The 12708-nt window shown below is 40.0% G+C and carries 16 protein-coding genes; 9 read left to right on the forward strand and 7 right to left on the reverse strand.

Features of this window, described 5'->3' with window-relative positions; translation table 11 throughout:
- The first annotated feature begins 7 nt into the window (after positions 1-7).
- The 7 genes from queE (at position 8) to F991_RS03135 (ending at position 4240) form a co-directional block, all read left to right on the forward strand.
- Positions 8-718: a 7-carboxy-7-deazaguanine synthase QueE gene (queE, locus tag F991_RS03105; protein ID WP_004668880.1), complete on the forward strand. Its 711-nt coding sequence runs from the start codon at positions 8-10 to the stop codon at positions 716-718.
- Positions 719-799: 81 nt separating this feature from the next.
- Complete coding sequence (queC, locus tag F991_RS03110; protein WP_212749346.1) at positions 800-1477, forward strand: 7-cyano-7-deazaguanine synthase QueC; 678 nt, start codon at positions 800-802, stop codon at positions 1475-1477.
- A 22-nt stretch (positions 1478-1499) separates the two neighbouring features.
- Positions 1500-1916: a hypothetical protein gene (locus F991_RS03115; protein ID WP_004668884.1), complete on the forward strand. Its 417-nt coding sequence runs from the start codon at positions 1500-1502 to the stop codon at positions 1914-1916.
- Positions 1917-2009: 93 nt separating this feature from the next.
- The gene (locus tag F991_RS03120) at positions 2010-2699 is read left to right on the forward strand and encodes a Dph6-related ATP pyrophosphatase (protein WP_004668885.1); all 690 of its coding nucleotides are present in this window, start codon (positions 2010-2012) and stop codon (positions 2697-2699) included.
- Positions 2700-2709: 10 nt separating this feature from the next.
- The gene (locus F991_RS03125) at positions 2710-3174 is read left to right on the forward strand and encodes a peroxiredoxin (RefSeq protein WP_004668887.1); all 465 of its coding nucleotides are present in this window, start codon (positions 2710-2712) and stop codon (positions 3172-3174) included.
- A 122-nt stretch (positions 3175-3296) separates the two neighbouring features.
- Complete coding sequence (locus F991_RS03130; protein ID WP_004668888.1) at positions 3297-3866, forward strand: CAP domain-containing protein; 570 nt, start codon at positions 3297-3299, stop codon at positions 3864-3866.
- Between the two features lie 11 nt (positions 3867-3877).
- Positions 3878-4240 (forward strand): glyoxalase superfamily protein, encoded by a 363-nt coding sequence (locus tag F991_RS03135; RefSeq protein WP_004668890.1) that lies wholly within the window; start codon positions 3878-3880, stop codon positions 4238-4240.
- A 9-nt stretch (positions 4241-4249) separates the two neighbouring features.
- On the opposite strand, the gene F991_RS03140 is transcribed toward F991_RS03135, so the two are convergent.
- On the reverse strand, positions 4250-4645 hold the full coding sequence (locus F991_RS03140) for a nuclear transport factor 2 family protein (protein WP_004668893.1): 396 nt from the start codon (positions 4643-4645) through the stop codon (positions 4250-4252).
- 4 nt (positions 4646-4649) lie between these two features.
- A complete protein-coding gene (locus tag F991_RS03145) occupies positions 4650-5234 on the reverse strand; it encodes a nicotinate-nicotinamide nucleotide adenylyltransferase (RefSeq protein WP_004668894.1) in 585 nt (194 codons plus the stop codon).
- A gap of 109 nt (positions 5235-5343) precedes the next feature.
- On the opposite strand from F991_RS03145, the gene F991_RS03150 reads away from it, so the two are divergent.
- A complete protein-coding gene (locus F991_RS03150; RefSeq protein ID WP_004668897.1) occupies positions 5344-6144 on the forward strand; it encodes an enoyl-CoA hydratase-related protein in 801 nt (266 codons plus the stop codon).
- Positions 6145-6249: 105 nt separating this feature from the next.
- Positions 6250-7014 (forward strand): nitroreductase family protein, encoded by a 765-nt coding sequence (locus tag F991_RS03155; protein WP_004668899.1) that lies wholly within the window; start codon positions 6250-6252, stop codon positions 7012-7014.
- Here the strand turns inward: F991_RS03155 and F991_RS03160 are convergent, their stop codons facing one another.
- From F991_RS03160 to purL, 5 genes are all read right to left on the reverse strand, one after another.
- The gene (locus F991_RS03160) at positions 7015-7329 is read right to left on the reverse strand and encodes a YqfO family protein (RefSeq protein WP_004668903.1); all 315 of its coding nucleotides are present in this window, start codon (positions 7327-7329) and stop codon (positions 7015-7017) included. It abuts the gene before it with no gap.
- Between the two features lie 61 nt (positions 7330-7390).
- The gene (locus F991_RS17890; RefSeq protein WP_004668905.1) at positions 7391-7522 is read right to left on the reverse strand and encodes a KGW motif small protein; all 132 of its coding nucleotides are present in this window, start codon (positions 7520-7522) and stop codon (positions 7391-7393) included.
- A 101-nt stretch (positions 7523-7623) separates the two neighbouring features.
- Complete coding sequence (locus F991_RS03165) at positions 7624-8037, reverse strand: hypothetical protein (RefSeq protein ID WP_004668907.1); 414 nt, start codon at positions 8035-8037, stop codon at positions 7624-7626.
- Positions 8038-8079: 42 nt separating this feature from the next.
- Positions 8080-8472, reverse strand: a complete 393-nt coding sequence (locus F991_RS03170; RefSeq protein ID WP_004668908.1) for a hypothetical protein — start codon at positions 8470-8472, stop codon at positions 8080-8082.
- Positions 8473-8539: 67 nt separating this feature from the next.
- Positions 8540-12370, reverse strand: a complete 3831-nt coding sequence (purL, locus tag F991_RS03175; RefSeq protein ID WP_004668909.1) for a phosphoribosylformylglycinamidine synthase — start codon at positions 12368-12370, stop codon at positions 8540-8542.
- Between the last annotated feature and the right edge of the window lie 338 nt (positions 12371-12708).

Below are 12708 nucleotides of genomic sequence, written 5' to 3' on the forward strand. Positions count from 1 at the left end.
TGATTATATGGCTTCCTTACGTTCTTCTGCAATTCCTGTCTCTGACCCTGCGGCTGGTTTACGCATTACCGAGATTTTTTATTCTTTGCAAGGCGAAGCGAATACTTTTGGTCTACCCACTGTTTTTATTCGCTTAACAGGCTGTCCATTACGATGCAGCTATTGTGATACCACTTACTCTTTTGAAGGTGGCGAGCGTTTATCCCTTGAACATATCATCGAAACGGCCAACCAATTCAAAACACCTTATATTTGTGTCACAGGTGGTGAACCGCTTGCACAACCGAATTGTTTGATCTTATTACAACGCTTATGTGATCTTGGTTTTGAAGTTTCTCTAGAAACCAGTGGTGCTTTAGATGTCTCTAAAGTCGATCCTCGTGTTTCAAAAGTGCTCGATTTAAAAACACCAACATCTAAAGAAGATCATCGTAATTTATTCAGCAATTTTGACTATTTAACCCAGCATGATCAGATCAAATTTGTGATCTGTAATCGCGCTGATTATGAATGGTCAAAGCAACAACTTGAACAGTTCCAACTACATACGAAAGTCAGTACTGTTTGGTTCTCTCCTGCTTTTGCAGTTGAAAAAGGCGCTGCTGTTTTACCCGCTTTTGCGCGTGATTTAGCGCAGTGGATTTTAGATGACCATCTCCCCGTTCGTTTCCAACTCCAGTTACATAAACTGTTATGGAATGATGAATCTGGTCGTTAAAATCTCTCTCGTCGTACTTCTTATACTTTCAAAATGAGAAGTGTCATAAATTTATCTTTAGGTTGAATCATGGAAAATAATATGCGTTCACGTGCCATCGTATTATTATCTGGCGGCTTAGACTCAACAACGTGCCTTGCTTGGGCACAAGCTCGCTATGAATGTGTTGCCATAAGCTTTATGTATGGGCAACGCTCTACCACAGAACTTGATGCGGCGAGAACACTTGCACAAAGTGCTGGTGTAGAACATCGTGTGATTAATATTGATTTAGGTAATCTAGGCGGGTCTGCACTTACAGATCACAACATTGATATACCAGAACAATTACAAGAAGGTATTCCTGTAACTTATGTTCCAGCACGTAACACCATTTTCTTATCTTATGCCCTCGCTGCAGCCGAAGTTTTTGACGCTGAAGCCATTGTGATTGGGGTCAATGCTGTTGATTATTCAGGATATCCTGACTGTCGCCCAGAATTTATTGACGCTTTTGCCAATCTTGCACGTCTTGCAACAAAAGCTGGCGTTGAAGGAAAACCCCTTAAAATTGAAACACCTTTGTTACATTTATCCAAAGCGAATATTATACGCTTAGGGATCGGACATGGCGTAGACTACAGTCAAACGGTATCCTGCTATCAAGCAGATGCTCAAGGACGTGCGTGTGGCAAATGCGACAGTTGCCGTTTACGTCATCAAGGTTTTATCGAGGCAGGTATTGCGGATCCTACGCGTTATACTGAACAGACGATATAGGGTAATAATTAGGTACATATATATGAAGTTTTTAAAATCAAATCTTATTCTTTCTACCATGATGTCTGCTGCTGCTTTAGTTGCGACAGCGACACATGCAAATACTAATCCACTTGAAGCTGCATATAAAAGTACCAATGTTAAAGCAGGATTGGTCAATGTATGTAAAGATCAAACTGCTAAAGGCGGTAAACTTACAGCAGCAGAAGTAAGCAAGTTCTGTGGCTGTCAGATTGATGCTCAAGGAAAAGTAACCGAAGCGCAAAAATGGGAAATTCAAAGTGCAATTAATGCCAAGAAAAGCCCAAGTTCTTTAGCTTTTGTACAACAGCAAAATAAAGAATTGCAAAACTGCTTAGGTGCGCCCCTTGTAAGCAAGTTAGAAAAGCTCACTGAAGAAGCCATGAAAGCTGCTCAACAACAAGCGCCGAAAAAATAAGCCCTTGTTGTTCGAAGAAAGCCTGCATTTTTATGCAGGCTTTTTTATAGCTCTGCTAAAATCCACTTATCTTTAAATAAATTGAATGACACCATGCAGGATCAGTGGAAAACCAATACCCATAACAACCAATGCATTGTCTCATTTAGTGGTGGCAAAGATAGCTCACTGGCGTTGTACCATGCGATGCAAACAGGCACGGTGACTGGATTAATCGTCATGTTGGAAGAACAAGGACAACGTTCTCGCTCGCATGCTATGCCCCTTGATGTGATTCAAGCCCAAGCCGATGCGATTGGTTTGCCAGTTTTCATGGCATTTTCAAGTTGGACTGACTATGAAAGCAAATTTATAGAACTGCTCAATCAAGCCAAGCATCAAGGTGCTGAAGTGCTTGTTACAGGCGATTTAGATATGCCTCAACATGGTTGCTGGCATGATCGTGTAACACAGCAAGTCGGTCTAAAACTCGGCATGCCTCTTTGGTTACGCCCGCATAAAGAAGTGGTTGAAGAGTTTATCAACCTAGGCTTTCGCAGCGTCATCGTGACGGTCAATCTTAAACTTGGTATGCGAGTTGAGGATTTAGGTCAAATCTTAACTTTAGAATATATCCAAGCACTAGAGACTCGCGGTATCGACCCGTGCGGTGAAGGTGGTGAGTTTCATACGACTGTGATTGATGGTCCAATTTTTAACAAAGCTATTCCTGTACGTCGGGGCAATATTGTTTATCATGAGGAATATGCTTTTTTACCACTCGAATTAGATCAAATAGATTGAAGGATGAAAAATGTCTGAGAATATCCAACTACCGAATCACACATTCCCAACAACGCAAGGTGAAATTAATTTAGCTGAACTCGCAAATGGATGGTTGGTTTTATATTTCTATCCAAAAGATTCAACACCGGGCTGTACCACTCAAGCCGTCGGCTTCTCTTGCTTAAAAGATCAGTTTGATGCGTTGAATTGTCAAATTATCGGAGTATCACGTGACTCTGTAAAAGCACATCAGAATTTTACAGAGAAACAAGCACTCACGATTAACCTAATTAGCGATAAAGAAGAAGTGCTGTGCAAACACTTTGATGTGATCAAAGAAAAGAACATGTATGGCAAACAAGTTATGGGCATCGAGCGCTCAACGTTTATTTTCCATAATCAGCAATTGGTAAAAAGCTACCGAAAAGTCAAAGCTGCTGGACATGCAGAACAAGTGCTTGAAGACTTAAAAGTACTCCAAGCTGCTCAATAAATTTGATAGCGTTATCATAAAGTGAGTCTGCGGCTCACTTTATTTTTTTAAAGAGAATTGTGCAATATCGTGCGCTTAGCTTATGATCAAAACATGACAATAATTATAGTAAGGGCTGACCAATGAATCATCTAAAATCATTTATTCAAGCACCTGTTTTTATTCTGCTCACTGCATGTAGTGCCAGTTCATCCAGTATTCCTCAAACGACAGCAGCATCCATCCCACAAACTCAAAAATCAAGCACCGAAATCAGTTGTCAAGATTTATCAAATCCAGCCTTTCAACAAGCAATGCTGAATGCGATCAATGAAATTCGAAAACAGCCCCGCCAATGTGGACAACGACATTTCCCAGCTGCTGCAGCTCTCACATGGAATAATCAATTATACCAAAGCGCATTTGCTCACAGCAAAGATATGACCGAGCATAATTTTTTAGGGCATGTCAGCAGCACAGGACTCGATCTAAAAGCGCGGTTAAAACAATCTCAATTCAAAGGTCGTGGTGGTGGCGAAAATGTAGCGCGTGGTCATCAGAATCTGAATGACGTTACCCAAAAATGGCTAACCAGCCCTGTACACTGTAGCAATATCATGCACCCTAAATTTACGGATTACGCAATTGCTTGCGCATCCGACCAAGCAAAGCAACCAAGCAATTACTGGACCCAACAATTTGGTGTTCGCTAAAAGGAATAATCATGCAAACTGGTTCAATCACCCCTATTCTTCGTATCTTTAATATCGAAGTCGCCCAATCTTTTTACATGGATTATCTCGGGTTTAACATCGATTGGCAGCACACTTTCGGAGATAACTTCCCCTTATATCTACAGATTTCTAAAGGTGATTGCATTATTCATTTATCCGAACATTTTGGTGATGCAAGTCCACACAGTGCTATCCGTATTTACTGGGAAAATATAAGTTTGCTGCATGCAGAACTAAATGTAAAAGACTATAAGTTTGCCAAACCACAAATTGAAAAAACAGACTGGGAAACACTTGAATTGAGCATCACAGACCCATTTTCTAATCGTCTAATTTTTTGGGAAGATGCTTAGCATTTCAATCTATTCAATCACTCGATAATCGAACACTTTGGTTATAATTTTCCAAATACCTTTGTCACAGATAAAGGTTAAGACATCATAAAAATATTTCGGTTCAATCGCACATTCAACATGAGCGATTGCTGTTTTTGCACTGATGATATTGACCGAAATGATCTTATCCTGCCTCAACTGTTGTTTTGAAGCAGGTGAAATCCGCTGTTCAACGATTGGGAAATACTCATCTAACGTGAGTTTCAGTAAGGGCTGATCCGTAACACAAATATATACGGCATCTGGATGAAAGACCTGATTGAGTAAAGCCACATCGCTGCGATATAGACCATCAAAATACCTTTGCAACTGCAATCGTATTGCTACTATGTCAGCGTGGTATTGTTCACTTGGCTTAGACATTTAGTTATTCCTCTAGATCTATCACATCTAAGTTACTGCGATCACCAGCTAAAAACTTCTGTTGTAATGCAGCATAAATGGTTGTTTTTTGGAATTTTTCTAAAAATTGAATCGTTCCTTTTGGGAAAGCTTGAGTTTTAATTTCACCTCGATAGTAAGCTTCACGCATCGGCGTTGCTGACATCGAAGCTTTAAGACTCTCTAACTCAACCATAGTCCACTCAGGAAACAGTTGCAAATAATAAGATGACTCATCCTTAAAATGACCGATTAATCCAACTTTTTCATTTAAGCCAACCACTTGGGCAACCAAATCCTTGACTTGTTTGACCCATTTTCCATCATTATAAACATCAATCACATGTACAAAATGGATGCGTTGCTTATCTTCATCACAAAAATTGGACAATATCATGGCCTCCCTTTCATTGGCGAGAAAAGGATTTTTAATATTTCGTTCTGCTTGCGCTGAGCCTAAAGCAAGAACCACATGCTGACTTTGTCGCAGCGCAATTTCAATGGTCAACATATGCGCCAAATGAAATGGCTGAAAGCGTCCAATAAAAACAAGATAGTCAAATTTGTACATAAATAGAAATTCACTTTTTATGAACTCATCAGTTACACCAAATTGCAGCAAGATGCGACATAATGAACACTTAAAAATTAACAAGACGGTTTAAAGCAAGGATAGTACGATGACACTTAGCTGTATTCAACAACCTCATCCACATTTGCAAGCAAATTTAGAAGATGGCGTACTCACCTTAGCCATTAACCGCGCAGAAGCTAAAAATGCGCTTTATGGTGAGCTTTATCTTTGTATTGCACAAGCATTTGATGAAGCAGATACGGATAAAAATGTTCGTGTGGTGATTTTCCGTGGTGCAGAACAAGATTTCACTGCGGGTAATGATATGAAAGACTTCATGGGCTTTATGCAAAAGCCTTATGAAGGTAAAGCTGGTGATCAACCACCATTTGTATTATTAAAAGCTGCAGCTCGTTTTTCTAAACCACTGATTATTGCAGTTAAAGGTGTTGCAATTGGTATTGGCGTTACGATTTTACTCCATGCTGATCTCGTATTTGCTGACAACACTGCCCTATTCCAAATTCCATTTGTGAGCCTAGGTTTGTCTCCTGAAGGTGCAGCAAGTCGTTTACTGGTCAAGCAAGCAGGCTATCAAAAAGCTGCTGAGCTGTTATTTACAGCGAAGAAGTTTGATGCGGCTACCGCGGTAAAAGCAAACCTTGTGAATGATGTGGTTGAAGATGTATATGCAACTGCTCAACAAACAGCACAACATCTAGCTGCTCTACCGTTGGCTTCAATCAAACAAACAAAAGCACTCATGAAAAAAGACCTCGCTGAAATCATCGCATGTGTCGATGAAGAAGCAGAAATCTTTATGCAGCGTGTACGCTCACCTGAAATGATGGAAGCAGTTCAAGCCTTTATGCAAAAGCGTAAGCCTGATTTTTCTCAGTTTAACTAAATTGACGCTCAAATCACCTAAAAAACCACTTAGTTTATAGAACTCGGTGGTTTTTTTATTGATCGTCCCAATAGAAGAATAAACATTTAGGAAAATATCGAACTCATGACCACTTCTAATGCATCCGCTGAAAAGAAACGCTACTACGAAGCTGCGCCACAAGACATTGATGTTGCCAACTTCCGCAAAGTCGTTGAAAGCCGCCGTTCAGTACGTAAATTTACCGATAAACCGATTCCAAGCGAAATTTTAGATGAATGTTTGGATTTGGCATTGCTTGCACCCAACTCATCGAATTTACAACCTTGGACTTTTTACGTTGTACAAAATCCAGCTAAGAAAAAACAACTGGTCAAAGCATGTTTAAACCAACTTGCGGCGAAAACAGCACCTGAGTTAATCGTATGTGTCGCTCGTACGGATCGCGTTGATGAAATGGCAAAACTGAATATCACTGAGTTCCCTTTCCCCGAAGCACCACCTGCTGTACAAAAGTATTATCGTTTTATTCCATATAACTATAAAACTGGTTACTTCAATGCATTGGGTAATTTTAAGAAAGTCGCATTTAAAGTTGCCCGCACACTCGATAAACAACTTCCTGTGACTGCATTTAACCCTGCCGATGCAAAACTATGGGCGACTAAAACGACCGCTTTAGCATGTGAAAATCTTGTATTGGCATTACGTGCCTATGGTTTTGATAGTTGTATGATGGAGGGATTTGATGAGCCTTTGGTCCGTAAAATCTTAAACCTAAGTGATCAACAATATCCAGTGATGGTGATTAGCGCAGGTGAACGAGCAGAAGATGGTGTGTTCTTCCCGCAGTACCGCTTTGACCGTGACCTATTTATTCAAAAAGTTTAATTATTCAATATCTAATATTTGGATAAACTCAAAGGCAGGCTCTTCATAAGGATGGCTTGCCTTTAATGCCTTTGCCACAGCACTGGCTTTTTCTTCAGGCACAATCGTTTCAACACGCCATTCTTCGAGTTGTTCTAGTTCATCTAACTGCCCTAAAAATGGATTTGCACCTTTAACGGGCTTAAACTGCCCGATGCCTTTCACTTGCCATGCACAGTGTTCATAATTCCCTATCCCACCTGCACCAACTGAAAATATGGCTTGTTTGGTTGATTCTAGGTGTGATTCAGGGACATAGTAGATGAGTTTTAGCATATGTTTAGCAGCTTTTATCTTTACAAATTAGCTAGATCATAGCCTTAAAAATAAAGAAAAATCAAAGTGAAATATTCATCACAAGATAACTCACTAAGATAAATAAAATTTGGATGACGATGGTTAAGCCAAACCAAAACCAACCTTTGTCTTTGCTATAGATGATTCTTATGTGATTTTCGTTTTTCATCATATTGTTCTCCGATTTTTATGATCATTATTGAGAAAGCAAAAATTGAACCAGTTTTATTAAGTAAATGCAAGATTGTTACGCTCCGAGTTTATCCAAGAAGACTATTCACACATCCCAAATATGGTTAAAAATCCATCACAAAAACCTAGGTAAACTTTATTCACTTTTAATATAGTACCGACTTGAAAAGGAAGTTGTTTATCTTCTACATATTCAATACTAGTAGTCATTAAAAATTTAACAATTTCATCCTGATGAATTTTTAATAAAGTAAAATCAACATCGAAATATTTTTCCTTTTGATAATCAAATGTGAAACCTTTTACTAAACTATTGAACAGATAAATCTGTAACACACCATAAGACAATATTTCTTTGTTATTCTTTCTTTGTGGTGATGAATCTATAGGATTACCAAATATTTTTAAGATATTTTCTTTAGTCTGATCTAAAAATATTTCACTAAAACTGTTAGTCATCAATAATTTTTTTATACATAATACATCTACTATCATCTAATACTTACTCGAAAATAATATTTACACACGTTCAGTGAATTAATTAAAAAAACAATTATCATCACCATCCATACTGAGATACTCTCTAGTCACATTTCCTTTCGCTATTCTATGAAAACAACCATCATCATACTGAGAATTAAAAACACTCACATAAAATATCATTCCGTTATTGATTGTCCATTTCTTTAATTTACTCAAAAAAACTTCAGGACTTGTATCCGGTATATTTATAAAAAACAATTCACAAAATACATCTCCTTTCAACAAAGAGACCATGCAAAACAACAAGTTCACATCTAAATTTACCTCATCACCAATATTAAAAATCAGAATATCACTTTCAGGAGTATCGAATATAAAGGACGTTAAAAGCTTTATATCTTCTTGATAAATATCATTTTTTATAACCACACTGTGCGAAGTATTCATTTCAAAAACCTCATCAACATTAAAAATAAAAAAGCCACCTTTCGGTGGCTTTTATGGTTAAGTCACATTAACCAATAAATTTACGGGCATTGCGGAACATACGCAACCAAGCACCATCTTCAGCCCAATCTTCAGGCTTCCAAGAATGCTGTAAAGCACGGAAGTTACGCTCTGGATGCGGCATCATCACTGTCGCACGACCATCTTTAGAGGTTAAGCCTGTAATCGCTTCAGGTGAACCATTCGGGTTCAACGGATAGTGCTGAGTTGGATTACCCAAGCTATCCACATAACGTAACACCACTTGGTTCTCAGCATTTAAAGCTGCAAGTTGTTGTTCAGTTGCAACTAAACGACCTTCACCATGCGCAACCGCAATCGGTAAAATTGAACCTTGCATATCTTCAAGCAAGACAGATACCGATTTCTCTACACGAACATTGACTGCACGCGCTTCAAATACTTCTGACATGTTGCGATGGAAACGTCCCCAATGCTCTGCACCCGGAATCAGTGGTGCAAGTTGAGAGATCATTTGACAGCCGTTACACACACCTAAGCTGAAGGTATCTTCACGATGGAAGAATTGTTCAAACTGATCACGTAGTTTCGCGTTGAACAATACTGACTTCGCCCAACCACCACCAGCACCCATTACGTCACCGTATGAGAAACCGCCACATGCCACTAAGCCTTCAAAATCACTTAAGCTCACACGACCAGCAAGCAAGTCACTCATATGTACGTCGATGGTATTGAAACCGACTTTATCAAAAGCAGCCGCCATTTCGACATGACCGTTGACACCTTGCTCACGCAAGATCGCCATACTTGGACGACGTGTATTGATAAATGGCGCTTCTACAGGCTCATTTAAGTCATAGGTTGCTTGTGCAATTAAACCTTTGTGGTTTGAATCTGCAATTAAGGCAAACTCTTGATCAGCAGTTTCAACGTTGTCACGTAAACGCTGGATCTGATGTGATACTTCAGCCCATGCTTGTTGTAATTCAGCACGCTCTAAAGTTAAACCATTTACAACCAGTTGATCAGTTGTGTCCACGTGACCAACAACAGCGATGGCATCTTTCAAACTTGACGCTACAACTTCTGATTCTAATTGCGCCCAATCAACAGCAGTAATTTGAAGTACTGCACCAATTTCTTCAGCAAATAAGCTTTCAGTTGATTGGTTCTCTAGAGCAACACCTAAGCGTGAAGCAAACATCATTTCAGCAACAGTCGCTAATAAACCACCATCACCGATGTCATGGTAAGCCTTGATCAAACCACGATTGTTCCAATCTTGAATCAATGCAAAGAATGCTTTGAAGTCATCAAAACTATCAACATCAGGGGTAACAGAACCGATTGCTTTATAAACCTGAGCAAGGATCGAACCACCTAAACGGAATTGACCTTTAGACAAATCAATACGTACAAGTACTGAATCTGCTAAGTCCTTCAATTCAGGTGTTAAGGTTTTACGTACATCCAAAACTGGCGCAAATGCAGTGATCACGCCTGTCATTGGAGATGTGACTGCTTTGTCTTCACCATCATTCCAAGTAGTACGCATTGAAAGTGAGTCTTTACCAACTGGAATGGCGATGCCCAATGCAGGACACATTTCCATACCAATCGCTTTCACACCTTCAAACAACGCTTGGTCTTCACCTTTTTGACCAGCCGCAGCCATCCAGTTTGCAGAAAGTTTGATATCACTGATTTGTTCAATGTTGGCACATGCAATATTGGTAATCGCTTCAGCAACTGCTAAACGAGCAGATGCAGCAGGGTTTAACAATGCAACTGGTGGACGTTCGCCCATTGCCATTGCTTCACCTGTGAAGCCTTGTAAGCTCGTTGTGGTTACTGCTGCATCTGCAACAGGAACTTGCCAACGACCGACCATTTGGTCACGTGCAACCATACCTGTAATCGAACGGTCACCAATGGTGATCAAGAATGATTTAGACGCAACGGTTGGATTTTTCAATACGCGGAAGATCGCATCTTTCAAATCAACTTTTGAAGCATCAAAGTCAGTGCCTGTACGTTCAATGGTTTCATACGCACGTTGCATACGTGGCGTACCACCCAACATCACTTGCATCGGGATATCGACTGCATTGTTTTCAAACAATGGATCTTCAACGGTTAAATGGCGTGCTTCTGTCGCTTCACCCAATACAGCAAACGGACAACGTTCACGTGCACAGATTGATTCAAATTGTGCTAAAGACTCTGGGCGAATCGCAAGGACATAACGCTCTTGCGCTTCATTTGACCAGATTTCCATTGGGCTCATGCCCGGCTCTAATGATGGAATCTTACGAAGATTTAGCACCGCACCTAACTCGTGATCATTCACAAGTTCAGGCATTGCATTTGATAAACCACCCGCACCGACATCATGTACAGAAACGATTGGGTTGAAGTCTTCTAAACGCCAGCACGTATCAATCACTTCTTGGCAACGGCGCTCCATTTCTGGGTTTTCACGTTGTACTGAAGCGAAATCAAGGCTTTCACCCATCGTACCACTGTCTACAGAAGATGCAGCACCACCACCAAGACCGATCAACATGGCAGGACCACCCAATACAATGAGCAAGTCACCTGGTTGAATCGCATCTTTTTCCACATGGTCAGGACGGATATTACCGTAACCACCTGCGATCATGATTGGTTTGTGGAAGCCTTTCACTTCACCATTTACATTCTGTTCGAAAGTACGGAAATAACCATTCAGCGCAGGACGACCGAATTCATTGTTAAATGCCGCGCCGCCCAATGGACCTTCAATCATAATTTGCAATGGCGATGCCATACGTGAAGGTTTGCCGTAGTTCTCTTCCCAAGGCTGTTCAAAGCCCGGAATATTTAAGTTAGAAACCGTAAAGCCTGTTAAACCTGCTTTAGGTTTACCACCACGACCTGTCGCACCTTCGTCACGAATTTCACCGCCAGAACCTGTTGCAGCGCCAGCGAATGGAGAAATTGCGGTCGGATGGTTGTGCGTTTCAACCTTCATTAAGATGTGAGCTGCTTGGCTCTTATATTTATATACGAAGTGACCATTTTCATCCGCTTTTGGATAAAAACGCATGGTGTCATAACCGACGATCACAGAAGCATTATCTTTATAAGCTGATAACACATCGTTTGGAGATTCTTTATAGGTGTTCTTAATCATTTGGAACAATGATAATGGTTGTTTCTCACCATCAATTGTCCATTCAGAACCAAAGATTTTATGACGACAATGTTCAGAGTTTGCCTGTGCAAACATCATCAATTCGATGTCATTTGGATTACGCCCCAACTTAGAAAATGCTGCCACTAAGTAATCAATTTCTTCATCAGAGAGCGCAAAACCAAATTCATTATTGGCTTTAACTAGTGCATCTTTGCCTTGACCCAAAATATCAATCGAGTTCAACGGTTTTGGCGCAGTTTCAGAAAACAGTGCAGTTGCATCTTCAATTTGAGCAAAAACATTTTCTGTCATGCGGTCATGTAATGCCAATTTCACTTCGTTCGAAATTTCTTTTACCCCTTTTAAGGTAAATAAAAGACCACGCTCTAAACGATGAATCGGCGTATTACAGTTTTGGAAAATATCGGTTGCTTTAGATGACCACGGCGAGATTGTGCCGACACGTGGTGTTACTAAAATCTGGATTTCATCACTTGCAGCTTGGCGAAGTTCAAAAGATTGACCATCGTTTAATAGTTGTAATGCCGATTGATACTGCTGCTCGTTGAGCGCTTGATCAAACAAATAAACCCACTGGCTGTCAAAAGATTGAACAGAACTCATTGACGTTAAACGGTTTAAGAGTTGAGCTTTCTTAAAAGAAGAATGTGCTGATGCACCGGCCACGATAAACATGTTGACTTTGGCTCCACGGGCAGATCGAACAGACCCACCGCAATGTGACTTATGAAAGAGCGCATATTCTACTGTGAAAGCCTCTTTTCAGCTAGCCATATCCATCTTAAAAACTAGAGTTTTCTGCTGTAAATGAGCGAATTCCTTTTAGCCTTATGACTGTGACTGTATTCGTAACAATTCTTTTAGTTTGTAAAACACTCAATATCACTTATTTTTACTGCATCTTTTTTAAATAATTTCCAACTTGAAGAAGCACTTATCACGATGCGTTATATTTCTATTCATCTCGACATTTATGACGCAGACTGATCTAAGACAACTTATGTCGCTCCACC

It is taken from the genome of Acinetobacter sp. CIP-A165, from assembly GCF_000367985.1.
Taxonomy (GTDB): Bacteria; Pseudomonadota; Gammaproteobacteria; order Pseudomonadales; family Moraxellaceae; genus Acinetobacter.

Excerpts from the sequence above, each read along its gene's own strand:
- F991_RS03150 (WP_004668897.1), top strand. The coding sequence starts at position 5,344 with ATGACACTTAGCTGTATTCAACAACCTCATCCACATTTGCAAGCAAAT.
- F991_RS03125 (WP_004668887.1), top strand. The coding sequence starts at position 2,710 with ATGTCTGAGAATATCCAACTACCGAATCACACATTCCCAACAACGCAA.
- F991_RS03130 (WP_004668888.1), top strand. The coding sequence starts at position 3,297 with ATGAATCATCTAAAATCATTTATTCAAGCACCTGTTTTTATTCTGCTC.
- F991_RS03140 (WP_004668893.1), bottom strand. The coding sequence starts at position 4,645 with ATGTCTAAGCCAAGTGAACAATACCACGCTGACATAGTAGCAATACGA.
- F991_RS03145 (WP_004668894.1), bottom strand. The coding sequence starts at position 5,234 with ATGTACAAATTTGACTATCTTGTTTTTATTGGACGCTTTCAGCCATTT.
- F991_RS17890 (WP_004668905.1), bottom strand. The coding sequence starts at position 7,522 with ATGATGAAAAACGAAAATCACATAAGAATCATCTATAGCAAAGACAAA.
- F991_RS03160 (WP_004668903.1), bottom strand. The coding sequence starts at position 7,329 with ATGCTAAAACTCATCTACTATGTCCCTGAATCACACCTAGAATCAACC.
- F991_RS03155 (WP_004668899.1), top strand. The coding sequence starts at position 6,250 with ATGACCACTTCTAATGCATCCGCTGAAAAGAAACGCTACTACGAAGCT.
- F991_RS03165 (WP_004668907.1), bottom strand. The coding sequence starts at position 8,037 with ATGATAGTAGATGTATTATGTATAAAAAAATTATTGATGACTAACAGT.
- queE (WP_004668880.1), top strand. The coding sequence starts at position 8 with ATGGCTTCCTTACGTTCTTCTGCAATTCCTGTCTCTGACCCTGCGGCT.
- F991_RS03115 (WP_004668884.1), top strand. The coding sequence starts at position 1,500 with ATGAAGTTTTTAAAATCAAATCTTATTCTTTCTACCATGATGTCTGCT.
- F991_RS03120 (WP_004668885.1), top strand. The coding sequence starts at position 2,010 with ATGCAGGATCAGTGGAAAACCAATACCCATAACAACCAATGCATTGTC.
- F991_RS03170 (WP_004668908.1), bottom strand. The coding sequence starts at position 8,472 with ATGAATACTTCGCACAGTGTGGTTATAAAAAATGATATTTATCAAGAA.
- queC (WP_212749346.1), top strand. The coding sequence starts at position 800 with ATGCGTTCACGTGCCATCGTATTATTATCTGGCGGCTTAGACTCAACA.
- F991_RS03135 (WP_004668890.1), top strand. The coding sequence starts at position 3,878 with ATGCAAACTGGTTCAATCACCCCTATTCTTCGTATCTTTAATATCGAA.
- purL (WP_004668909.1), bottom strand. The coding sequence starts at position 12,370 with ATGTTTATCGTGGCCGGTGCATCAGCACATTCTTCTTTTAAGAAAGCT.